The organism is Pseudoalteromonas carrageenovora IAM 12662 (assembly GCF_900239935.1).
Lineage (GTDB): Bacteria > Pseudomonadota > Gammaproteobacteria > Enterobacterales > Alteromonadaceae > Pseudoalteromonas > Pseudoalteromonas carrageenovora.
In genome coordinates this window covers 1,741,254-1,763,530 of sequence record NZ_LT965928.1, presented here as the reverse complement: position 1 = coordinate 1,763,530, position 22,277 = coordinate 1,741,254, and the positions used below count along the sequence as shown (strand labels likewise).

General features: G+C 35.4%; 22 protein-coding genes and 4 pseudogenes. 9 read left to right on the top strand and 17 right to left on the bottom strand.

The annotated features are described in order from the left end of the window. Positions 1-417 carry a VF530 family protein gene (locus ALFOR1_RS08000; protein ID WP_058550020.1) on the top strand — a complete coding sequence of 139 codons (417 nt, stop codon included), beginning with the start codon at positions 1-3 and terminating at the stop codon, positions 415-417. Positions 418-519: 102 nt separating this feature from the next. Here the strand turns inward: ALFOR1_RS08000 and ALFOR1_RS07995 are convergent, their stop codons facing one another. Next, a complete protein-coding gene (locus ALFOR1_RS07995; protein ID WP_058550019.1) occupies positions 520-951 on the bottom strand; it encodes a DUF3859 domain-containing protein in 432 nt (143 codons plus the stop codon). A 207-nt stretch (positions 952-1,158) separates the two neighbouring features. On the opposite strand from ALFOR1_RS07995, the gene ALFOR1_RS07990 reads away from it, so the two are divergent. Next, positions 1,159-1,668 carry a hypothetical protein gene (locus tag ALFOR1_RS07990; RefSeq protein WP_141378470.1) on the top strand — a complete coding sequence of 170 codons (510 nt, stop codon included), beginning with the start codon at positions 1,159-1,161 and terminating at the stop codon, positions 1,666-1,668. 52 nt (positions 1,669-1,720) lie between these two features. Here ALFOR1_RS07990 and ALFOR1_RS07985 read toward each other — a convergent pair whose 3' ends face one another. Next, positions 1,721-3,538 carry a protein kinase domain-containing protein gene (locus ALFOR1_RS07985; RefSeq protein WP_104642628.1) on the bottom strand — a complete coding sequence of 606 codons (1,818 nt, stop codon included), beginning with the start codon at positions 3,536-3,538 and terminating at the stop codon, positions 1,721-1,723. Between the two features lie 226 nt (positions 3,539-3,764). Here ALFOR1_RS07985 and ALFOR1_RS07980 point away from each other — a divergent pair, with 226 nt between their 5' ends. Beyond that, the gene (locus tag ALFOR1_RS07980) at positions 3,765-5,780 is read left to right on the top strand and encodes a TonB-dependent receptor (RefSeq protein WP_104642627.1); all 2,016 of its coding nucleotides are present in this window, start codon (positions 3,765-3,767) and stop codon (positions 5,778-5,780) included. Positions 5,781-5,894: 114 nt separating this feature from the next. Here ALFOR1_RS07980 and ALFOR1_RS07975 read toward each other — a convergent pair whose 3' ends face one another. Both ALFOR1_RS07975 and ALFOR1_RS07970 read right to left on the bottom strand, forming a co-directional pair. After that, positions 5,895-6,341, bottom strand: coding sequence for a hypothetical protein (locus ALFOR1_RS07975; RefSeq protein WP_104642626.1), 447 nt, complete (start codon positions 6,339-6,341; stop codon positions 5,895-5,897). Between the two features lie 121 nt (positions 6,342-6,462). Continuing rightward, the gene (locus tag ALFOR1_RS07970) at positions 6,463-7,122 is read right to left on the bottom strand and encodes an NADPH-dependent FMN reductase (protein WP_104642625.1); all 660 of its coding nucleotides are present in this window, start codon (positions 7,120-7,122) and stop codon (positions 6,463-6,465) included. A 227-nt stretch (positions 7,123-7,349) separates the two neighbouring features. Here ALFOR1_RS07970 and ALFOR1_RS07965 point away from each other — a divergent pair, with 227 nt between their 5' ends. Beyond that, positions 7,350-8,393 carry a YHYH protein gene (locus ALFOR1_RS07965; RefSeq protein WP_104642624.1) on the top strand — a complete coding sequence of 348 codons (1,044 nt, stop codon included), beginning with the start codon at positions 7,350-7,352 and terminating at the stop codon, positions 8,391-8,393. An 11-nt stretch (positions 8,394-8,404) separates the two neighbouring features. Then, entirely contained in the window at positions 8,405-8,713 is a 309-nt protein-coding gene (locus tag ALFOR1_RS07960) for a hypothetical protein (RefSeq protein ID WP_104642623.1), read from the top strand. A gap of 133 nt (positions 8,714-8,846) precedes the next feature. Here ALFOR1_RS07960 and ALFOR1_RS07955 read toward each other — a convergent pair whose 3' ends face one another. From ALFOR1_RS07955 to ALFOR1_RS07940, 4 genes are all read right to left on the bottom strand, one after another. After that, positions 8,847-9,596 carry a hypothetical protein gene (locus tag ALFOR1_RS07955; RefSeq protein WP_104642622.1) on the bottom strand — a complete coding sequence of 250 codons (750 nt, stop codon included), beginning with the start codon at positions 9,594-9,596 and terminating at the stop codon, positions 8,847-8,849. Between the two features lie 128 nt (positions 9,597-9,724). Then, positions 9,725-10,177, bottom strand: a complete 453-nt coding sequence (locus ALFOR1_RS07950; protein WP_104642621.1) for a hypothetical protein — start codon at positions 10,175-10,177, stop codon at positions 9,725-9,727. Between the two features lie 14 nt (positions 10,178-10,191). After that, a complete protein-coding gene (locus tag ALFOR1_RS07945) occupies positions 10,192-10,428 on the bottom strand; it encodes a hypothetical protein (RefSeq protein WP_104642620.1) in 237 nt (78 codons plus the stop codon). Between the two features lie 71 nt (positions 10,429-10,499). Then, complete coding sequence (locus ALFOR1_RS07940) at positions 10,500-11,513, bottom strand: DUF5924 family protein (protein WP_104642619.1); 1,014 nt, start codon at positions 11,511-11,513, stop codon at positions 10,500-10,502. Between the two features lie 442 nt (positions 11,514-11,955). On the opposite strand from ALFOR1_RS07940, the gene ALFOR1_RS07935 reads away from it, so the two are divergent. Next, positions 11,956-12,930, top strand: a complete 975-nt coding sequence (locus ALFOR1_RS07935; protein ID WP_104642618.1) for a DUF1852 domain-containing protein — start codon at positions 11,956-11,958, stop codon at positions 12,928-12,930. 30 nt (positions 12,931-12,960) lie between these two features. Then, positions 12,961-14,004 (top strand): methionine synthase, encoded by a 1,044-nt coding sequence (locus tag ALFOR1_RS07930; RefSeq protein WP_104642617.1) that lies wholly within the window; start codon positions 12,961-12,963, stop codon positions 14,002-14,004. Between the two features lie 125 nt (positions 14,005-14,129). Here the strand turns inward: ALFOR1_RS07930 and ALFOR1_RS07925 are convergent, their stop codons facing one another. The 6 genes and pseudogenes from ALFOR1_RS07925 to ALFOR1_RS07900 form a co-directional block, all read right to left on the bottom strand. Next, positions 14,130-14,933 carry a Stf0 family sulfotransferase gene (locus ALFOR1_RS07925; RefSeq protein ID WP_104642616.1) on the bottom strand — a complete coding sequence of 268 codons (804 nt, stop codon included), beginning with the start codon at positions 14,931-14,933 and terminating at the stop codon, positions 14,130-14,132. A 268-nt stretch (positions 14,934-15,201) separates the two neighbouring features. Beyond that, positions 15,202-15,618, bottom strand: coding sequence for a retropepsin-like aspartic protease (locus tag ALFOR1_RS07920; RefSeq protein WP_104642615.1), 417 nt, complete (start codon positions 15,616-15,618; stop codon positions 15,202-15,204). Positions 15,619-15,774: 156 nt separating this feature from the next. Then, on the bottom strand, positions 15,775-16,827 hold the full coding sequence (opgC, locus tag ALFOR1_RS07915; protein WP_104642614.1) for an OpgC domain-containing protein: 1,053 nt from the start codon (positions 16,825-16,827) through the stop codon (positions 15,775-15,777). A gap of 751 nt (positions 16,828-17,578) precedes the next feature. Next, a complete protein-coding gene (locus tag ALFOR1_RS20490) occupies positions 17,579-17,659 on the bottom strand; it encodes a hypothetical protein (RefSeq protein ID WP_227006942.1) in 81 nt (26 codons plus the stop codon). Positions 17,660-18,160: 501 nt separating this feature from the next. Next, a pseudogene (locus ALFOR1_RS07905) lies at positions 18,161-18,664 on the bottom strand (transposase); the annotation flags it as partial. Positions 18,665-18,792: 128 nt separating this feature from the next. After that, a complete protein-coding gene (locus ALFOR1_RS07900) occupies positions 18,793-19,950 on the bottom strand; it encodes a DUF547 domain-containing protein (protein ID WP_104642613.1) in 1,158 nt (385 codons plus the stop codon). A gap of 438 nt (positions 19,951-20,388) precedes the next feature. Between ALFOR1_RS07900 and ALFOR1_RS20485 the strand changes: the two are divergent. Next, positions 20,389-20,703: pseudogene (locus ALFOR1_RS20485) on the top strand (transposase); the annotation flags it as partial. Positions 20,704-20,787: 84 nt separating this feature from the next. Here ALFOR1_RS20485 and ALFOR1_RS20480 read toward each other — a convergent pair. Beyond that, positions 20,788-20,931 (bottom strand): annotated as a pseudogene (locus ALFOR1_RS20480) (transposase); the annotation flags it as partial. Here ALFOR1_RS20480 and ALFOR1_RS07890 point away from each other — a divergent pair. Further along, positions 20,923-21,072: pseudogene (locus ALFOR1_RS07890) on the top strand (IS110 family transposase); the annotation flags it as partial. The pseudogenes ALFOR1_RS20480 and ALFOR1_RS07890 sit on opposite strands and share 9 nt — an antisense overlap. A gap of 49 nt (positions 21,073-21,121) precedes the next feature. On the opposite strand, the gene ALFOR1_RS07885 reads toward ALFOR1_RS07890, so the two are convergent. Both ALFOR1_RS07885 and ALFOR1_RS07880 read right to left on the bottom strand, forming a co-directional pair. Beyond that, entirely contained in the window at positions 21,122-21,511 is a 390-nt protein-coding gene (locus tag ALFOR1_RS07885; protein ID WP_104642612.1) for a hypothetical protein, read from the bottom strand. Continuing rightward, positions 21,508-22,146 carry a peptidoglycan recognition protein family protein gene (locus ALFOR1_RS07880; protein WP_197709265.1) on the bottom strand — a complete coding sequence of 213 codons (639 nt, stop codon included), beginning with the start codon at positions 22,144-22,146 and terminating at the stop codon, positions 21,508-21,510. Before ALFOR1_RS07880 ends, ALFOR1_RS07885 begins: the two co-directional genes overlap by 4 nt. Positions 22,147-22,277: the final 131 nt, after the last annotated feature.

The following is a 22,277-nucleotide window of genomic DNA, read 5'->3' as shown; positions in this document are numbered from 1 at the left end:
ATGAGCAACCAAGAACTTTTCAGTAATAACCCACTGCAAGGCGTAAAATTAGAACAAGTGGTTGAAGAGCTGGTTGAACAATATGGGTGGGAACTTCTTCACGCTTATTTGCAACTTAATTGTTTTAAAAACAATCCAGACATTAAATCTGCGGTAAAATTTTTGCGTAAAACCCAATGGGCACAAGAAAAGGTAGACAATTTTTATCTTTACCGCCTTAAAAACTTACCTAAACCGGACGATGTTCAGTACGAGTTGCCACCACGCGATAGAGTGATCCCTGAGGATCATAAACCAGGTGAACCATGCGAATTAAGCTTTAGTGATGCAAAACGTATCATGGAAAAAAAAGAGACTAAACAACGTGCCCGCGCTCGTAAACAACGCTCTAATGCAAGCAACCCTTGGGGTAACTAAGCTTTAGTGAAAAATTTAAACTAAAAAGCCAATCTATATTGGCTTTTTTTGTGGGTAAATTTTGCTTTAGTAGTAAATTGTATAAAGCGGATAGCTTCTATATTAATACCCTCTTTTTCTCCAAAATTCATTTTCAGAGCCTTGTTGTTCAAGGGCTATATTAAACGTTTTATCTGCAATAACTTTATTATTTAATGTAAGCGTCATTCGCCAATCACCGAGTTTATTTTCAATAGGCTCCCACAATGTATCGCCTAAATAAAAATGCCAGTCATTGTCTTTAACGTATTCAACTCCATCAAACGGAGCCATTACCTCGCCCTCTTCATTGGGTATATCAGGATGATAAATACAAAAATGGAGCTTTTCGCCTTTGGCTTTTTTAATATTAACTATTAAGCCAAACTCCACATCAAGTTTGGCAGTAACATTAGTTGTAAATTGCTCAATTTGCGGTAACGCTTTGCTTTTGCTATCCCACGTTGAATAAATCCCATAACTTTGAATAGAAACCTCAGGTTTAGACTTTGCCATAACTTATATTAATTACCGTAGAGTGCTAATAAGCTGATTTTATAACAGTTAAGTCAATAGTAAAATCCGACACATTACTAATCTGTTTAATGTTGACTTATTTTTACACATTACTTGCACAATATTATTTAAAAGTGACTTATCTAAACTCATGACTTTTAAAAAATGAACAATACGACCCTTTACCTAAGCTCAAAGTCTAAATATGTGACAATGCTATTCGTTGTTATGCTTTGCTTACTTTCTATAGATACAAGCATTGCGAATGAGAATAAATATAACGCAGTACTTAACATCGAAGATGACACTATTTTTATTAGCGCTACCCTTCCTATATCAGTGTTTTACAACGTGGATAATAACCAAAATGGCATAATTTCTATTGATGAATTTAATACGCATAAAAGCAGGATAAAACGAAAAATACACACGCACTTATATTTAAGTAATCAACTTTATAAATTTACTGTTAAAGACCTTAAAATCACCCCTAACGCAGTAAAAGTAAATAATGCAGGCATTAACACTCTAGCCTTAAGCGGTAAATTTACGATGCCTATTATTACAAAAAGCTTAAAACTAAATATGAAATTATTTAGTCAAAATAAGCCTGATAGCAGCTACTTAATCACTACAAAAAACAACCAAAAACCTGTACATCAATTTACAATTTCTCAAAGTTCACCTTATAACTCGATATTTAAAAATGAGTTGTAAATAATTAGAAAAATTGGATTTAAAATTAATAATGCTCTGTAATGTTATAGATTCAGCTTTGCAAAAGCTTTGGATTTTTAGGAAAAAAATTCTCAACTTGTTTAGCGCATAGCTCAAACTCGCGGGTATTTTTATAAGGTAGCTTCATAAACCCAGCAACACCTACATCTGTAATATTAACTGCGTATTGCATTAATTTATTAAGTAAGCGCTTAAACTCTACCTCTTTAGTAGAGTCTAATAGTCGGTAGTAATGATGAATCTTCATTCTATCGGGCAGCGCTTCAAAAATAATACACCCCGTATGGTGAATCTGATTAAGTTCAAATACACATTTAATAACTTTTTTAGGCAGTTGTAATTGCTCGTCTGGGTCTTTTCCATCTTCAAAGTATGAATGTGGGCGTGTTATTTCGTTAGCTTTCATGCTTACTATTTCGTAATCAAGCTCTGGTAAGCTATCAAATTTAAATGCTCCAGTACCGTCTCGCTCTAATTGAATAGTTTTACGCGCATCAAATAAACAACATTTAAAAAGCCCTTTTTGTGTAATACCTTGTGCAAGCATTACCGTGTTGTTTATTGCATCTGTAAATGCGTTTGCGAGTGTTTCTTCGTGCATAATAAGTGATGACTCAACAAATAAAGACTCATCCTTCCAATGAAAACTTAACCCCCCTACTACAGGATATTTAGCTAAACGACTAATAGACGCTAAAAAGGCCTTTTCGGTATCACCGGTATCAAACAAAAATTCTTTATAGTAACGGTCAAGCTGCGCATCGTTTACATCTAATAGCTGTTGTTTATGATCTGCTTGGCGTAAAAACTGTTTACGTGAACTATAAACTACCGTGTCAGGCTTATCGCCGCCACCAAACCAATATGGTACAGCGGGTCGTGGTTGTTGTGTTTTTATTTCTGGTAAATACGCTTTGGCCATAGTGGTAATATTACGCATAAAGTAATCGCCCGCACCGTCACGCTCTTCTTTGTTTTTAGAAAGCATGCCATCAATCACTTTAGCCAGCTCTTTAGGTAAGCCTAAAGAACTCGCAGGAATAGCTTGCGATCCAAAACGACATGATTGTGCCGACGCTAGCGCATACAAGGTTGCTGCCACACCTTGCTCATCAAAACGTGGGGATGATTGCTCCCCCGACATTTGTGCTTCGCCAATGAAGTACACATCCCCCATACGCGCATTAGTCGTGCTTAAATCTCCCGACATTAAATCCATAAAGTTACTGGAAATAGGCTCACTGTTACTATCAACTTGCGCATACACAGAGCTTCCCCAATCAACAAGTGAAAGCGCATCGGTTTTTTCATCCCACACAAGGTTCGAAGGCTTAATATCACCATGTACAATAGGTTGTGGGCTAATGCCATTTTTATGACTACGTAAATCAACTAAAACATTACGAAGCCTTAGAGCAAGTGCCATTATTTGCGATGCACTAAAACGCCCTTTTTTTAAAGATACTTTTTCAAGATCTTCGCCTATAGCGCGTGCCATCATTAATATGCCTTGCTTTTTAATGCGCTCAAACGCGTAAAAGGTTGGCACAAGCGGATTGTTAATTTGTGAGAGCATATACGCTTCGTCTTCAAGGCGATCGCGCACACTTTGGGCAAGCGTAATACGCGAGAACTTAAAAACCCAAGGTAAGCCATTATCGTCATCACCGGCGAACACAAAACCAAAGGCACCAGAGCCTATCATTTCTACATTTTTATAACCAAGCAGCGTTAATTGTTTAATACAAATGTTAAGCCACTGACGATGCTTTTTAGCATCGCGGTGCGAAAGCAAATAAACAGATTGCTCTTCGTTAATGTAAAAATTGCGAATTTCTTTGGCTTTCAATACAGACTCTCTAATTGAGTGATTTGTGTAGAATTTTTTAACACGCTGATTATTAGTTTTATATAACGATATTACAATAGCTTGCAATGTAGTTTTTAAATTACAAAACAGAGAATGTGTTTAAATAATTACAATTAAACAACAAATGTTGCATCCAAAAAAATTACTTAGCCGTATTTAATTTAACAGCACTGAATAGTAAGCATATTAAATAGGGACTTTAAGCATGAAAACATTAGCAATTTTAACTATAGGCACTTTATATAGCGGCTATGTACACGCAAACATAGAAAAACTAACTGTATATGGCCACCGAGATGGGTTAATTGGTGAGTCAATCAGCGCATCTAGCGGCATTATTGGCCAAGGAGAAATAGAGCAGCGCCCTATGTTAAGAAGCGCCGAAATGTTAGAGCTAATACCGGGTATGGCGGTTACTCAACACAGTGGCTCAGGTAAGGCTAATCAGTATTTTATTAGAGGCTTTAATTTAGATCACGGTACCGACTTTTCAACCAGCATAGATGGCATGCCCATTAATATGCGAAGCCACGGACACGGCCAAGGCTATACCGACCTAAATTTTATAATTCCTGAGTCTATTTCAACAATTAACTATCAAAAAGGCTCATATAGCGCAAGCCAAGGCGATTTTTCAGCCGCAGGTAGCGCACAGTTTAAATTGGCTGATAACCAAAAGCATCAACAAATAGAACTCAGTATTGGAGAGGACAACTATAAACGTGCTGTTGTACTTGGCTCTACTAACTTAACAAAAGGCAAAATTATTGCAGCAGCAGAATGGCAAGGCTATGACGGCCCGTGGGATGATATAAACGAAGACGTAAATAAAAAAAATGCCCTACTTCGCTATGTTGGTAAAGCTTTTAATGGTGATCTCTCAATAACTGCTATGGCATACGACAATACATGGAATTCAGCAGATCAAATTCCACAGCGTGCGGTCTCGCAAAATTTAATATCTCAGTTTGGTTCACTTGATACTACGCTTGGCGGTAGCTCTAGCCGTTATAGCTTATCGAGTAACTGGCAAGGAGATCATATAAAAGCCAGCGCTTATGTAATTAATTACGATTTAAACCTGTATTCTAATTTTAGTTATTTTTTAAATGATCCAATTAATGGTGATCAGTTTAATCAGCAAGATAGCCGCAATATCTATGGCACTAATATAAGCTATGAGTTTGAAACTAAAACATCAGATATAAACATGCAACACACTGCAGGGATTGAGCTTCGACACGACGACATAGATAACGTAGGGCTTTATAACACGCAAGCAAGAAAGCGACTTAGCACTGTAAGGCAAGATGAACTAAAGCAAACTAGCTACTCAAGCTTTTGGGAGTCTAAATTTTTACTTACCCCAAAATTAGAGGCCACTGCTGGTGTGAGGTACGACTACTTTGATACTAACGTTACCAGTAATACTGGTGCAAACTCAGGTAAAGCAAACGATGATTTAGTCAGCTTTAAAGGAAGTTTAAATTACCGCTTAACTGATTTACTAGCTGCATATGCTAATTGGGGGCAATCTTTTCATTCTAATGATGCGCGTGGATCTACAATTAATATTGACCCTGTTACAGGTGAGCAAACAGAGCAAGTAGATTTATTAGTAAAAAGTGAAGGCGCTGAAATTGGATTACGATTTGCTGATGAGCAAAAGTTTAATTTATCGGCTGCACTTTGGTGGTTAACACTCGACTCAGAGCTCTTGTTTGTAGGTGATGCCGGTAATACAGAGCCAAGTGATGCATCAAAACGCTATGGCTTAGAAATGAGTGCTTATTACTGGATTAACGACAAATTTAGTATCGATTTAGAAGCCTCGTTTACACATTCTCGCTTAGATATAAATGGTGATAATAATTACATTGAAGGCGCTGTACCTGTTGTTGCCAGTACAGGCTTAAATTGGCATATAACACAACAATGGCAGTCATCAATTAGAGTTCGTCATATTGGCAAGCGCACATTAACCGACGATGGAAGTAAACGCTCAGACCCCTTAACGGTTGTTAATAGCTCAATAAGCTATAAGCAAACCCATTGGAAAGTAGACTTTGAATTACTTAACTTATTTAACAGTACCGACCATGATATTGACTACTATTATGCATCGCGTTTACCCGGTGAGACTGCACAAGGCGTTGAAGGTAATCATTTTCACCCAATAGAGCCAAGAACAGCGCGACTAACATTAAGCTTGTTATTTTAGTATTCATTGAGATTTACAGGGGTACTGTATATAAAAACAGTACCCCTGTAAAACATACCCCTAGCCAATAAGTAGCTTAGTAATTAATCCGATGCTTCGACAAGCTGGCTGATGTTACTCAACAATGCGAAGTTGATTTATTGAATTAACATCAACATGTGTTTGATAATAATATTTATTGGTTTTTCTTCCTTTACTTAAAAAGTCGATAGTTACCCGCTTTGCTTCACCTGTCACTTCAATTGTTTTATCAATAAAAAATGTGTCGGCTGGTTGTCCGTATTTTTCTTTGAGTTTATTAGCTACTTTTGAATCAATTGCAATGGTAATAGAGCGTCGATCACGATAGTCAGCTTCGGTATTTAAAAATACGTCACCATACTGAGAGCCCGCAGTTTTAATATAAAACTTAAATGTACCGCTAACACCTTGTGGCGCGCTCTGCTCCGAAAGAGCTATTAAATTCATATTAGCAGTAGTGCCTTCGCCAAGCGCCGGTAAGTGTTGTACAGAGCTGCAGGCACTAAGTGTTAATACACTTAAAAGAGTAAGGTATTTCAATATATAACATCCTTTTTTATAAGTAGATGTTAATTCTAGCATTTATAAATTTCAAGTTTCTATAAAAGAAACAAATTTAGCCCAATTAAGGGCTAAATAAATTATATTTTAAAAGTTTTCGTTAAGGAGCATTTCGCTGAGAAGGATCTGTTTTAAAGCTTTTTAACATTTGATGAGGATCTACATTTTGACTATGCTCTTTTGTAGCTTTTGCCCACCAAACCATCTGTGAAAAAGTACGATGAAAATAATTAAACCACGAAGATTGTTCTTGCCCAGTTTGTACACTGCCGTCATCATTAAAAACTTCTTGTGCTTTTGGTACGTGGATCATTGCAGATACAGGTAAGCAGCCAAGCTCAGATAAAAATGTGCGCATACTTATTGCAGCTCTTAATCCGCCCCATTGCCCAGCAGAATAAGTAACAATGGCACTGGGTTTGTACGAAAAGAGTGAACTACCAAAGTGATTAAGTAAGTCGCTCAGGGCTGGGCTCATACTATGGTTATACTCAGGGCTAATTATAACATAGCCATCAGCCGCTTTAATCTTGTCGGCTAAGGTGTTGAGCATAGAAGGCGCCTTACCTTGTGCATACGCAAAGTGAGGCTTAAAAAGTTGCTCATTCGGATAATCAAGTGCATCTATTAGTTCAAACTCGTGCTCTGAATACTGCTCATTTAAACATTCAATACAGGCTTTAGCTACTCGCTCACCTAACCGAGCAGGCCTAGGAGGCGTGCTATCTCTTACAGTGCCTAAAAAAACTAAAAATTTCATCTCAACTCTCCATTTGTATTTTTATACAACAACACTACCCTAACATTTTTATTCGTTAATTTTATAAATTACAAAGTATTGATTGATATAAAACATAAAAATCACAACGCATAAATAAAATAAGAAGTATTTTATTATTATGGATACTTTTTCCATAGTGTTTACACATTTAGCCGTTAGTATGCCATTGTATATAAAGTACAAACTTATATTTAAAAGGATAAAGCATGAGCTTATTAAAATTTGGCAGCAAGGTTACAGCCCTCCTTACTTGCTCCCTAATACTAACAGGGTGTGATGAAGCAACAGACAAGCCAATTACCCCTACTAATATTGACTCAAATAGCCAATCGGCCACTCAACATTCGCTAAATTTATCAATGTTCAAAAAAGGTGCTTTTTTATCTGAGCCTAACATTGTTGATTGCGAAACAGCACAAGGCACTAAAACTAAGTGTTATGAGTTAATTACATCAGGCGCACCAGCAGGCAGAGAGCCTGGCCCATTTTGCCCGCGCACTACAACCGATGGTGCGGATGTGTCTGGCAGTTGGTTTAGCAAAGAAGGAACAGGCAATTTAGTAGATTTAACTGGCCAATTTATCCTAAAGCTAGATGAATATTACGGCGATGAAAAGTGGGTACTTTACGACACTAAAACAAATAAAATTAGATACACAGCAACTAAAGAATCTTGCTCAGGTGCAGCTCGTCCTGATGTTGAAGAGCAATATAAACAAAATTGTATTGAGTGTGAGCTTTCATACTTAGAAGATAATTTTTCATTAACGTATTTAATTCCTGTTACACCTATTCCTGCAAAAAGTTCAGGTCGCTTAAGAACGGTAGGTATAGCATTAGACGGTACCGAGCTATCTGGGCCTGCTCCAATTAATGCCATTTTGGGCAGTTATACAATTGCCGCATTTGATGATTGTGGTGGGCATATTAATTTACACCAAGGATATCACTACCATTCTACAACGGGCTGTACTAATTCTGATGATACAGAAGATGGCCACGCTCCTCTTATAGGTTACGCAATCGATGGTTATGGTATTTATGCAATGCGCGATGCAAGCGGTAAAGAAGAGTCACTTGATGAATGCCGAGGAAATACAGACGCTACCCGTGGTTATCATTATCATGCAGCAAGCCCTAGCGAAAACATGTTTATTGGTTGTTTACATGGCCAGTCCGTAAGACCCGCTGGAGGTCCACCGGGAGATCATCAAGGTCCGCCGCCAGGTAATAGTCCTGACAAACATTAAAGGAAGTAGTCATGTTTATAAAAAGTAGTTGTTTGTGCTTGTTTGGTATGAGTTTACTTGCAGCACCTACATTTTTAAATGCGCATTCAGGGCCGTTAAATGGTGTTGCAGTTAAAGCTTGCGCAAATAAAGTTAAATCTCAATCATGTAAATATGAAGGCAGCCATAATGATTTATATATAGGTAGCTGCCAATATATGGCTGATGATTTAATGTGTGTACGGAGTCAGCCAATTCAAAAAAATGATAAGGGAGTTTCCACCCCTATAAAAAGCCACACTCACGATAAAGAAAAGAGTGACTCAAAAACCCAACCTTAATAATACAATGTAAATCTAGGGCTTAATTTTAAAGGAAGCTTATATAAGCAGCACAATCGTTTTATTGTGCTGCTAACTTTTAACGATATTGATAGCTAAGACCAATACCACTGAACAACACATTTTTTAATGTTTAATCACCTACAAAGCGCTCAGCGTTTTTATTCAATGCCATGGTGTAGCTACTATATGCGTATACTTCAAGCTGCGTAATAACTTTATACGACACATTAGCTTTAAGCTTAAGGTTGTTAATACCGTTGTGGCCGTCACTTACATAGCCTGCGTTAAACCCAACCCCCGTTTGAAAATCAATGCTAACAGCTTCACTTACCTCATAGCCTTTACTAATTGCAAGCTCTATAAATGTACCTTGAGAATCAAACGAATAATATGCGCTGCTAGTAAGCTGAAATTTATTATCGTAAAAGTACGATAAATCTAAGCTAACCTCATTGTCATGAGCATTAGAGGCATTTTCACGTGTTCTTAAATGGTTGTAACCAATAAACATATCAACGGTATTAAATAACTGAGTTGCGTAAATAGCATTTAAGTTAAACTCGGTATAATCGCTATCAATACCCGTTGCAAGCCACGGAATAATAGCTATTGCATTATAATTAAATTCAGATGCGATTGAGGCAATACCTTTTCCCGCTAAATTGTCGCGGCCCTCACTGATATATCTGCTTTCCCAAAGTGGATGCACATGAAAATCAACACCGTCATCAATATACGTTGTACTAGCCTCATCGAGCTTAATATTTCCGCCTACACCTAATTCAGGTTCAAGTGCAGGTGCGTCTTGGGTCTGCGCTTTAACTAAAAAAGATGCACAAAGCATAGCTGTAAACAAAATACTCAATAGAGTTTTATTCATTTATATAACACCAAAAGCGAAAAAAATACGCGTAAAAAATAGTCGCACATAGTATTGCCCTTTATAAAAATGAGCAATAAAAATAAGCTATTTGTGGTTAGTAATTTGAGTATAAGAGTTGGGGGAAATTAGCGTTGATACATTTTCGTTCGCCATAATTTAAGGGTACCAAATAAGTAAAATAACCCATAAATACAGCATATTATCGAGCTTATAATCCAAAACTTAATAGAGTTGTGGTGAATTATTTGGCTTGTAGTTAAAAAAGGAATGATTAAACCCGCAATACCGCGCACTAAATAAATTGCGGTGATTAATACCAAAGCTGTTTTTAAAAGTGGCAGTTTTAAAATGACGCCTGCACCAGAGAGCGCATATAAGCCCCAAAGAGCAATAATAACTGCAATAGCTAAAGTCACATAAGTAGGATAGGTACTTCCCTGCTCTGCCAGTTGAGCCATTTGTTCACCAGCACCAAAAAAGCGATACCAGTCAGGCCCGCCAAAAATACACGCTACATGTAAAAGCGAGGCAATAAAGCTCAAAGCACTTGCTGCAATCAAAAATCTATTTTGTTTCATGTGGTTTGTATAAGTTAGTGGCTAATATAAGCAATAAAGCCAATTAACAGCACATAAAAGCTAAACCCGAGTAAGCAAATTAAGTAAACATCTTTGGCTTTATTCGCCTTAAACGATACATAATCGGTAATTTCGCTTTTAAACTTACCAAAGGTAACTATTTTCAGAATAGCGCAACCTGTTGAGTAAATTAAAAAACCTAAAATTGTCTCTATCATTAACCAAATAAACAAATCAAATGCCAAACTCATAACGTTCATCCATTAAACACTGTAAAAATAGCCTATCAAATATTTATTCATTTACAAATCTATTACCATAATTAAGATGTAACAATAAATTTGGTTAAACCTATTAACTGCCCTGATTCAGTTACTACCTTTACTTGCCACTTACCCGTTGCATCACTTGGGAAGTTTACTTTGTGTGTCCACGCTCTATAACCTTGCTCACGCCCGCCATTAATATTTAGGGTAATTCTATCGACCTCTTTTTTATTGTGTATCCACACATGAAATATTTTTTCGTTTAAACCCCGTGGTGCTTTAACCGCAGTCCAGCTGTATAAACCTTCACGGTGTAAGGTGTGTAAATCAAGCGTTTTAATACTACCTACAGGCTTTTTATGTTGTAAGTCGACTTTGTGCGCTAAGGTAATATCGGTTAATCTAAGGGCTGCCGGTGGCACAAAGCTGCGTAACTGCCAAACGCTGGCACTAAAAGCACATAAAATTAAAACTAAAATAGGAAAACGCCACCAGCGTGCATTAGGCATTAAATTGTTTAAACTCGGCAATGTAACAATAACAGCCGTAATTAGAGCAATTACCAAACTTTGGCTAGTCGTCAGGTTCAATAAAATGGGCAGTGTTACAAGCAATACAACAAATAACGCAAAGTTATGAAACACGCTAAATAGTGTCCGGTTTCTAGCTAATTTTTTGTAATAAAGCGGGTCGATAACCGACACTACGGCACACAAAACAATAAGGGATGTAAAAATTGCTTGTGGATGATCCCATTGCGTAACCGCTAAAAAAAAGGGTAACGCAAAAAATAAGCTCTCTTGTTGCACCATTTGCAGTGCAAAACGCATTACATTTGGCGATACCGCTACACCAAACCTCTCTTCTACTTTTTCGCGAAGCCAATTATCTATAATTAGCCAAAGCCAGCTTATTAATAACACAATAGCAATAACCTGCGAAAACGACTCTTTCCTGTCAACCATGACATAGCTTGCTACACCAGAGCAAAACGCCATCACAGCTAATAACCCAGGGCGCTTTTGCATTGCAGCTATAAACTGGGTGATAAGGTTTTTTAATTTATTCATCTATTTACTTATGCGTACACAATGTAGTTAATTATTAGGAAGTTAGTAAACGAGTGTAACTAAGTGTAGATGAACAACAGATAGATAACCTGACTTTTTACACATTACATAGTTTATAAAACAGAGCCCTGAATATTACTCATACCGAACATGAAATTAACGCAACAAAACCATCTAGACATCTAAACCGCTATAAATACTCACCCTATCAGCTAACTTACATACCTGATTTCAGCCTATCTTATGTGCGAACGCTGAGCCATATTTTATTAATGAATCAAACTCATGTTTCATGTGAAATTATACCGTTTTTATTTAAGGCACAATTTACGTATAAATTACTCATCGAACAGCGCTTAGCTAGCCTCTAGTTTATAGCTAAGCAGCAGCCACTTTTAAAAACAATGGCTTTGCCTTTAAATAAAAATTGGATACCAACATCATGAGTAAAAACTTAACCTTTAATATTAAAAGTCAGCGCCTTGATGAGCACTATACGCCATCAACAAATACTCGTATTACAACTAACTTTGCAAACTTAGCTCGTGGCGAGCACCGTCAATCTAATTTGCGCAAAGCACTTAACATGATCAATAACCGCTTTAATACGCTAGCTAATTGGGATAACCCAACGGCAGATCGTTATTCAATCGAACTCGAAATTATTTCAGTTGATATTGCTTTAGATGAAAACAGCCAAAGCTTTCCATCAATAGAAATACTTAAAACCAACATAGTAGATAACAAAACAAACAAATGCATAGAAGGCATTGTTGGTAACAACTTTTCGTCTTACGTGCGTGACTACGACTTTAGCGTACTCCTACAGCAACATAATAAAGATAAACCACAGTTTTGTATTCCTGATAATTTTGGTGAGCTGCATGGTAAGTTGTTTCAATCGTTCGTGAGCTCAAATACATATAAGCAAAACTTTAGAAAGCCACCAGTAATATGCCTAAGCGTGTCTGATAACAAAACTTACCACCGCACAGCAAACGAGCACCCTATTTTAGGTATTGAGTACCAACCAAACGAATCTTCACTCACAGAGCAATACTTTAAAAAAATGGGCTTACAGGTTCGTTACTTTATGCCTGCAAATAGCGCTGCGCCTTTTGCATTGTTTTTCTTTGGGGATTTACTTAATGATTACACCAACCTTGAGCTAATAAGCACAATTAGCACCATGGAAACGTTTCAAAAAATTTATCGCCCAGAAATTTACAACGCAAATGCTACTGCTGGTAAAGCTTACAAACCTAATTTAAAAAATGCTGACCATTCACTCACACAGATTATTTACGATAGAGATGAGCGCAGTAGATTAGCTGCAGAGCAAGGTAAGTTTGCCGAAGAGCACTTTATAAAACCATACCAATCGGCGCTTGAGCAATTTACAACGGTAAACATCTAAATTTAATTAAATTATACGGTATCACTTATTATGAAAACTTTATTACCTACATCTACAGCAGGCAGTTTACCAAAGCCATTATGGCTTGCAGAGCCAGAAACCCTTTGGTCACCTTGGAAGTTGCAAGCAGATGAATTAACCCAAGGCAAACACGACGCCCTACGCTTATCATTATTCGACCAGCAGCAAGCAGGCATTGATATAGTAAGTGATGGTGAGCAAACACGTCAGCATTTTGTAACTACATTTATAGAGCACCTCAACGGTGTTGATTTTGAAAAACGTAAAACGGTAAAAATACGTGACCGTTACGACGCCAGTGTACCAAGCGTAGTGGGCCCTGTTAGCCGCCAAAAACCAGTGTTTGTACAAGACGCTAAGTTTTTACGTTCGCAAACTAACCAACCTATTAAATGGGCGTTACCTGGCCCAATGACCATGATAGACACACTGTATGACGACCATTACAAAAGCCGCGAAAAACTAGCCTGGGAATTTGCCATAATCCTTAATCAAGAAGCAAAAGAGCTAGAAGCCGCAGGCGTTGATATTATCCAATTTGATGAGCCCGCTTTTAATGTATTTTTTGATGAAGTAAACGATTGGGGCATTGCCTGTTTAGAGCGCGCAATTGAAGGGTTAAAATGCGAAACTGCTGTGCATATTTGTTATGGCTACGGCATTAAAGCCAACACCGATTGGAAAAAAACACTCGGAAGCGAATGGCGCCAGTACGAAGAAGCCTTTCCTAAATTACAGCAATCAAATATTGATATTATCTCACTAGAGTGCCACAACTCGCACGTGCCTATGGATTTACTAGAACTCATTCGCGGTAAAAAAGTAATGGTAGGAGCTATTGATGTTGCCAGCAATGAAATAGAAACACCTGAAGAGGTAGCCGCCACTTTACGCAAAGCCCTACAGTTTGTAGACGCTGATAAACTCTATCCATGTACAAACTGCGGCATGGCTCCGCTTTCTCATGAAGTTGCAAATGGTAAGCTCAATGCACTAAGTAAAGGTGCTGAAATAGTAAGAAAAGAGCTAGTAAAACAAAATAGTAATATTTAAATCAAAAATTGCTCCATTGTGTTTAAAGCAAGTAATAAACACAATGGATAAAATTAGTTGACCACTACAATATGGTTACTTTAAAAAAAGTTTGAATAGCTTAACTAATTAATCAAATTACAGGGTTATGAAAATGTTTTCTTAAACTTTTTCTTAATCTTTTTAATTAATTTAGGTTTTTGCTCGGGAATTAACTGGCTTGATAAATTAAATTCAGAGCAAAAACGATCTGCCCACTCTTCATTTAACTTATTACTTTGTTTACTTGTAACTTGCTCTTTAGGAATATCTTCGTTGTTAACGCTGATCCCCATAAAGTCAGCAATTTCAGAAATAGTATTATTTAAGTTGTCCTTAACATTATCAAAGTTCATTTCTATATATTTACAGTCACTAGCTGCTAAAGCATATCGCCAAGAAGAGTTGTTTTTTATTATATTTTTAAGACTTTCATCAATGCTTGAATAATCATATTCAGGGTTTTCTGTCATAGGTTGCTGCCCAGAAATCCACACCCCAGTTTGACTGGCAATTGATAAAGAGACTGCTTGGTTTAATACGTTTTCCCTCGTTAATAAAACATAATATGCATCTGGAAAATATTTAACTAAATTCTCAAACCCACCAAACTGTTCAATATGCTGATAGTGGAGTTTAATTCCAAAAACCCCATTTGGTGATGTTCTTCTTTGCTGAAGTTCATCAATGACTTCAAAAAAATCATCTATCTTTAATTTTTCTTTCCATTTATTTAGGTTTGCAGGGTTTGCATATTCCAGAGGAAAACCGAAGGAATTAGTATTATGTAACGCATGGCCAAGCATATGACTTCCACAACGCTCTGTAGAAGCGATAATCAAAACCTTAGACGGCTTAGAAACTCTTGGGTAATCATGCTTTTCTAAAAATTGTTCCTTATACAAGTGCATAAACATATCCTTTGTTATTTAGTAAAAATAGTAATAAAGCATTAAAAATTCTACACGTATAAATTATGCTTGTAAATATAGAAAATTTTACCAAACCAACCATGCAAGCTTAAACAATTGATATTTAAGAATATAAAAAGTTCAAAAAACAAACAAACAATAGGATATTAACTTTATTTCTGTCTAAGCACTTTAATTTAAAAGTTATACAACCTTCAACTAAGTTAAAGAATAATTATGTACATATTTAAAATTCAATTAATCATAACTAGCTCTTTAAAAGCTCAAGCGTATGATTCTCAAAATCTATAACGCATTTGTGCTGACTAAAAAAAGGCGAGCCAAGTAAACCATGTACCCCCTCTTCTCCACCTGCAACTTGAACATGGTCAAGATTTAACGATACAAAGCTCGGGTTTTTATATACAATGCCAGCTAATTCAATTTCTGAAACCTCAATATTTCCCATTACATGCTCAGGTGTACCTAAACCCGCTGCATTTTCATCACTGAGTGTTTCTATGATGTTTAAATCATTAAGGCAGCTCTTATCTAAAACAGACGAGCCTGCGGCTGTATCTAAAATTAAGCGCAAAGGCTTGCCATTAATTTTAGCATTAACAATTTGGTGTCCTGTTTCTGACATTTCAAATTTAATGATTGCTTTTTTAAATACTGGATTCATATACATTCCTTGTTTTCTATTTAGATTTAAAATAGCTAAAATCTTTTTAGCCCTCTTTTTATCATCACACACATGCTGCTAAATCGTTACAATTGAGTAAATCAGTCGGGTTGGCAGAATCGTTGGAATAAACAGCAATGTCAATTTTTACATATATCAAATATTACCACGAGGTTTCAATAGAAACTTATTTACATCAAATTTCGGTAATAAAAATTCAAACCTACAAATCATATAAAAAATAGAAAAAATTAGTATAATTAAAGCGTTAGAAATATCGTACTGTTTGTAAAGAACGTACAACACACTATTTCCGTAACAAAACAAAACCAAGGAAGAACGACTAACTACAAGTATCGGTTCAAAAAATAAACCTTTTAAATTTTTAGCAAAAAATAAAGATAATTCAATTACTATTAAAGACATAAAAGCTGAAAAAACAAAATATTCAAAGGCGTTTGAGTTTCGAAATTTCATACTTGAGAAATCTTTAAATGAAGCGGGAAGAATTAAAATCGTAATTAATGATAATATCATTATTAAAAGTATATATTTATTGTTGAACAAACTATTTCCATGAAACGTTTTCGCTATATAGACACCTAAAAAAACAAAAATTAATGAATGTAAAATTGATGGGCCAGCTATTACATTGCCACCTCCATACAATAGTGTTGAAATATACACTCCATACGGTATAAAGTCTAAAGACGGTAAAGGAATAAAATAGATTAGTATGTGAGGAATCATTATTATTGGGATTAGAAAAAGACGATATTGTGAATTTAGCAGCATTAGTAAGTAAGGTGATATAAAAAATAATATAGCATAAAAACGTAAAATATCAGTAAAAGGTGTAGAGCTCAAAAATAAGGTCAACCTGATAAAATATATAAAACTAAAATCGTTTACATAAGCCCAAATACTACAAGTAAAAAAATAAAGTAGATAACATTGTAAGGACCTTCCCCACAATTTAGTTTTTACATAATAAAAATCGTTCTTTACTATTTTCGGATAATATAACAAGTACAAAAAGAAACCAAATACAACAATAAAAGTAGGAGTTGAACTACGTACTAATAAATTAACTTCCATTGCTGGACTATAATTGAGAGCAGTAAAAGTGTGGGAAAGCATAGCTAACAAAATAGCGATTCCTCTAGCAATATCAAAACCTACTATTCTCTTTTTTTTTATAGTGGTCACTCTCATCTCCTTGAGAAAAATATCAATGTAAATTTGAATTTATTTTATGTGTAGATTCTAAAATTAACATTCAGAAAAAATATGCTTCGAGCTCAATTCTACTCACTAAGTGCTTAACATTCTTGTCAAAGACATTAATTTCAACCCATCTACATTAATAGTATATTTACAATATTGACTTCAATATAAATTCATACTTTTTATAAAAAAGTTATCTATAAATTTTTTATGAGATTAAACAGCAGCGGTGAAAGAATTAACTTTATTCCTTGTATTAATTTAACTATACCTCTCTCAATATGAACGCTAGATAAACCAATTGTTACAATGCATAGTTTTGTTAATTGTTTTTAATTTTAATAGAAAAGTCACTTTGATATCTTTGGTGTATCTTCCAAATTAGAAAACTTTCATAGCAGTTCAAAATTAAGAAAATTATTGTTTAAACATTCAGGAAAAAATGAATAGGAATGGATGGTACGAAAAGCAAACCTATTTTGTCATTAAAAGCTCAAGTATGCCTCTCAAAATTTATAACTGCATTGCACTCACTAAAAAAAGGGGAGCCAAATAAACCATGCCCCCTTCTCTCCAGCGGCTACTTGCAGGTAGTCAAGATTTAACGATAAAAAGCTCGGCTTTTTATAAAGAACGCTAGCTAATTCAATTTCTGAAACCCCAATATTTCCCATTGCATGCTCAGATGTACCCAAACCCGCTGCATTTTCATCACTTAGTGTTTCTATAATATTTAGTCATTAAGGGAGGCTTTATCTAAAACAGACGATCCTGCGGCTGTATCTAAAATTAAGCGTAAAGGCTTGCCATTAATTTTAGCATTAACAATTTAGTGTCCTGTTTCTGATATTTCAAATTTAATGATTGCTTTTTTTACATACTGGATTCATATACATTGCTTGTTTTCTAATTAGATTTAAAATAGATGCAAATTACTAGAGTGCTCACGCTGTACTTACATCAACTAATAAAAAATTAATCGCATAACACATTGTTTAATATTTAGATTAAGCTATTTATCTAAAAAACAGAACTAAACCGTAACAAACAAAAAGTGCCGTAAATTTGCCAATCAGGTTCAGAATTTATTTTTTATTCTTGGGTCACTTTCATTTCATCTAATAAATAAGTCATTAGTAATCTTAAACCTGAATTACACGCATGAAAATAACTGCAAGATTGCAGTTTTAATATTTACTGAATGGTTTTTAATTTATGCGAGTAGTTTTTCGCAGTTGCTAATATTTGAACGTCGTTTGCGCTTTAAATTTTCTCAGTAACTCACTTGTGAGGTGAGATTGCCTAATGCACTATGAAAGAATCGACCTGTGCGGTTATCTTCTTTACTAGCTCTGCGACCAATGTCTTCATTTCTGATTTCGGATAATTCACGCATAAACCAGATGATAATTGCTGAGCGTTCTCAATATTGTTTAACAGTTTGATTGAAAAAGATGAGCTCAACTTTACTTAGCTTTTCAGCTTGTACATATTTTTGCGTTAGCAATGTGCCTTTACAGAGTTTATGCCAGCGAATAACAATCGCTTTATCATTCAGCCAATTTGTTTTTTATCATCTACATACAGCACTAAATGGGTGTGATTACTCATTACGGCATAAACACACACGTCGATACAAAATACCTTAGCTAATTCAAGTAACTTATCTTCAACCCACCCTCTGCGATGCTCGTAAGATTGACCAGTAAAACTGGTCTTCGCTACATAAAAATGCACGTCACACGCAACGTGAAATACAGTGATAGTATTTTGTATCAACCAAACTTATGTGACGTTTCTTGCGATAGCCATATGACACTCTGCTTATTTTTCACACTAAGCAAAAGCTAGCCTCTAATTGAGTAAAGTGCAAAATTTAAGGTGGGTGCCTTATTTGTTTTGTTTTTTTGCTCATCATACTGAGCTACTGTTCATATATTGTAAATTTTAGTTTTCATCTTGTAATTCTAGGTCTGTTATCGTTACGGATGTCTCACCGTAATTCTTAGCTCTTACTTTCATTAACTCCTTTAACCTGGTTATTTCTTTAGGTGAAAGTCTGAACTCTCCACCTGTGTTCGCATCTTTAGTGACTTTATCGGTCAATGCATAATTTCTTGACATTCCTATTGAAGCTGCTGAGTTAGTAGACATGGCACCACCGAAGACTCTTTTACTTCCAAATAGATCAGCAATTGCCCAATTATTTATAATGGGCTCAATTTTATCCGACTTATTTATTATTTCTTGGGTTGTTTCATCAGCAAATTGCAACAGATGAAGTTTGAGGTCATTGCTAAAATTAGGAAAATAATCAGCATTTCTCGCATAATAACTAGAGACCTCTAAACTATTTAGAGAATCAATGTTTGTACCTCTATTTGAATTGACAAAATCTGTTGCATTATTTTTTAATAACTTATATACATTTTTACCTGAAAAGGCTTTTTTATTGATATTTGGGCTGCCGATATACCCTTGATATAATCCATAAATGATTAAAGGTTCTTTACTATAGTTTTTATCTAAAATCCCATACTGTATGTCACTGAGGCTCAACTGAAGACTACCAATATTTACTAGCTTTTTATCCAATAGTGAGTCAGGACCAGTTAATATTTTTTCTAAACCAACTATTGGATACCGCTTAACAATTTCGTTAATTAAAGTAATGTTATAAAGATTAAGCCAATAGGCCAATTGCTCTTGTCTCGAATATAAATTAAGGCTTTTTTTGTCAGGCAATGATTCTAAATATTTTTTAACATCATTGACTAAACTTTTTTGTTTAGGAGATTTTATCAACTCATATGTGAATCTGTTACTTTCATTATGGGTAGCTCTGGGGAAAACATTTCTTAACTTAGTACCTATCGGGGGTTTATCAAGTTTAGCATTTATTCTTCTGGATGGCCCCATATCAAGAACATTCGATTCTAATAATATGTTCACAGGTTCAAAGTTTATTAATAACTTAGATTTAGGTGAATAACCGCTAAATTGAGGGTAGGCTTTATCTTCAGCAAGAAGATATTTTGGGGCACTTAAAAGCAAGAACAAACAACTAAACTTGATCAATAAACTAACTAATTTAAATAAACTCATAAAAAATCCTTATTTTAGTAGAATAGCTCACATTCTTCATGAGCAACATAACGAGTCTGTAGATTAACTCGTTTTTATTTATTTTTATTGATAAACAAACCATAGCTGAGTTTCTATTTTCGTTCAATTGACTGCTGTAATTTTACGCAGAATATAAAAAAGTGTTTGAAATTGTTTTAATTGGCGTTCTGGAAGGGGTTGCGGCTGGTTGAGTAGCTTTAATTTAGAGTAAAAGGGCTTACCCTTCTTAATGCATCGTGTTTTGCAACTTTTCTATTTTATGAACAAGGCAATACAGTTGCTACACAATAAAGTAAAGGCATTCACTTTCATCTGACCTCGTAAGGTCAGATTTTTTATCCCTTTATTCACCATAATATTTCGCTTTTTACTTAAAGGGAAGCCGGTTCAATACAGACTAGTCGTTTGCCATTATTTAATCGAGAAAGTGGCGTGTCTCAATGTATACGAATGATACGAGGTGGACGGCCAAGAAATAGAACCGCAATATATATGGCAATGATGTCAGCTACCCTATGTAACCCTAAATTTAAAGCTATTTATCATCGGCTAGTCACGGCAGGGAAACCTAAAAAAGTAGCTATTATTGCCTGTATAAGAAAGCTTATAGTAAGCAGAACCAAACTTGACACCCTCTTTTATTTACAAATAAAATGTACCAATAAATTTACCAATCAGATTAAGAATTTATCTTTTATTGCTCGGTCACTTTTCATTTCATCTAATAAATAAGTCATTAGCATTCTTAGATCTAAATTTCATACATGAAAATAACTGCAGGATTGCAGTTTTAACTTTTACTTAGTGGTTTCTGATTTAAGCGAGTAGCTTTTCGCAGTTGCTAATATTTGAACGCCGTTTGCGCTTCAAATTTTCACAGTAACTTATTTGTGAAGTGGGTCTGCCTTCTGCACCATGAAATACGCGTGTAAATTGTGTGGTGAGTTTTAACCAGTTTTCAAAGTGACATATCAACGTTTATTGGCGGCAGGGAAACCCTAAAAAGTAGCCATCATCGCCTGTATTAGAAAGATGATTGTGATATTAAATTCGATGCTAAGAGACGGTGTAATGTGGGAAGCGCCAAAAGTTAATAATTAACGATTGACGCCATAGTCTCTTGTTAGTTTGTTGTTAACCTAAAAACGTATCAGCACAGGTTTGAAAAACTACTACAGCAATTATTGTTTTTACAAATAAAGTTTTTTAGAACCCACCCTTTATCATCGAAAATATACCCAGCCCCCCCAGCAAAAACCTCATATGAATAGACTTCCTTATTCATTATTAATTCCCCTGAATATTTACAAGGCATAATAATTGACTCTCCATGAGCTTCTTCATTACTGACTTCCTCGGCTGTTTGGAAGTACAAAGTAATTTCGCTTTCTGTCAATTGAAAGCTATCACAAACCTTAGATCCCTGCTTGGTGATATCGACAACTTTTGCTGTAGTCAATATTTGAATTTTATTTTCATGATTAGAGGCACAAGATGTAATAAAAAAAACAGCACCTATACAAATAATATTTTTTATCATGGAGCAAACCCAACTTTTAAGTATTGAAGCAACTGGATTCCTTCTGCCTTCTTTTTCCTAGCAATTACACCATGTGCGTAAACATCTTTATTTAAATTTAAAGAGAACTCCTTTATTAATATATCCACTAATAGCTTTAATGATTTAAATTGTTCATTTGTTGGTCGTTCAAAGGTATTTGTAGCTTTGTTAAATCGACCTACGACCTCAATTCCTAATGAGTCATTATTTGATGGATAACGAAGAGGGTAAGCTTTTGCTAACTCATGCCTAGATACATTTTTTACTCTTTTGGAAAATGAAAACCCTTTCTGATGAAGTAAACTATTAACGGTTTTTAATTCTTTAGGGTCACATGACTTTTCGTCGGTACACCGAGAATATAAGATACCAACATGCCAACAGAGTTTTTCTAAACTAGCTGTTTGGTATATTGTTCCATCATTAGCAATTAAAAAATGAGCTCCAGTTTTTTGCCCCGCTGCATAACCATTCAAGGATGAAGTAGCACTCGAACCTGCAGTTCGATGAAGTACTATAGATGTTACGTTGTTAATATTTCCATGCTCAATAGAGTTGTATCGCTTGGCTGTTATACGCTTATCTACGATTATTCCATTTGTAACTGTTGTCATTAAAGTTCCTTTTAAATTGTGTTTATAAAATATCAAAATTTACATGTTAGCTTGAAAACAAACTAGACATAATGACTCCCACACGGTGTTAGCCTCCGCTTTTCGTGGGTTAGCTTAATTCAAAGCCAGAG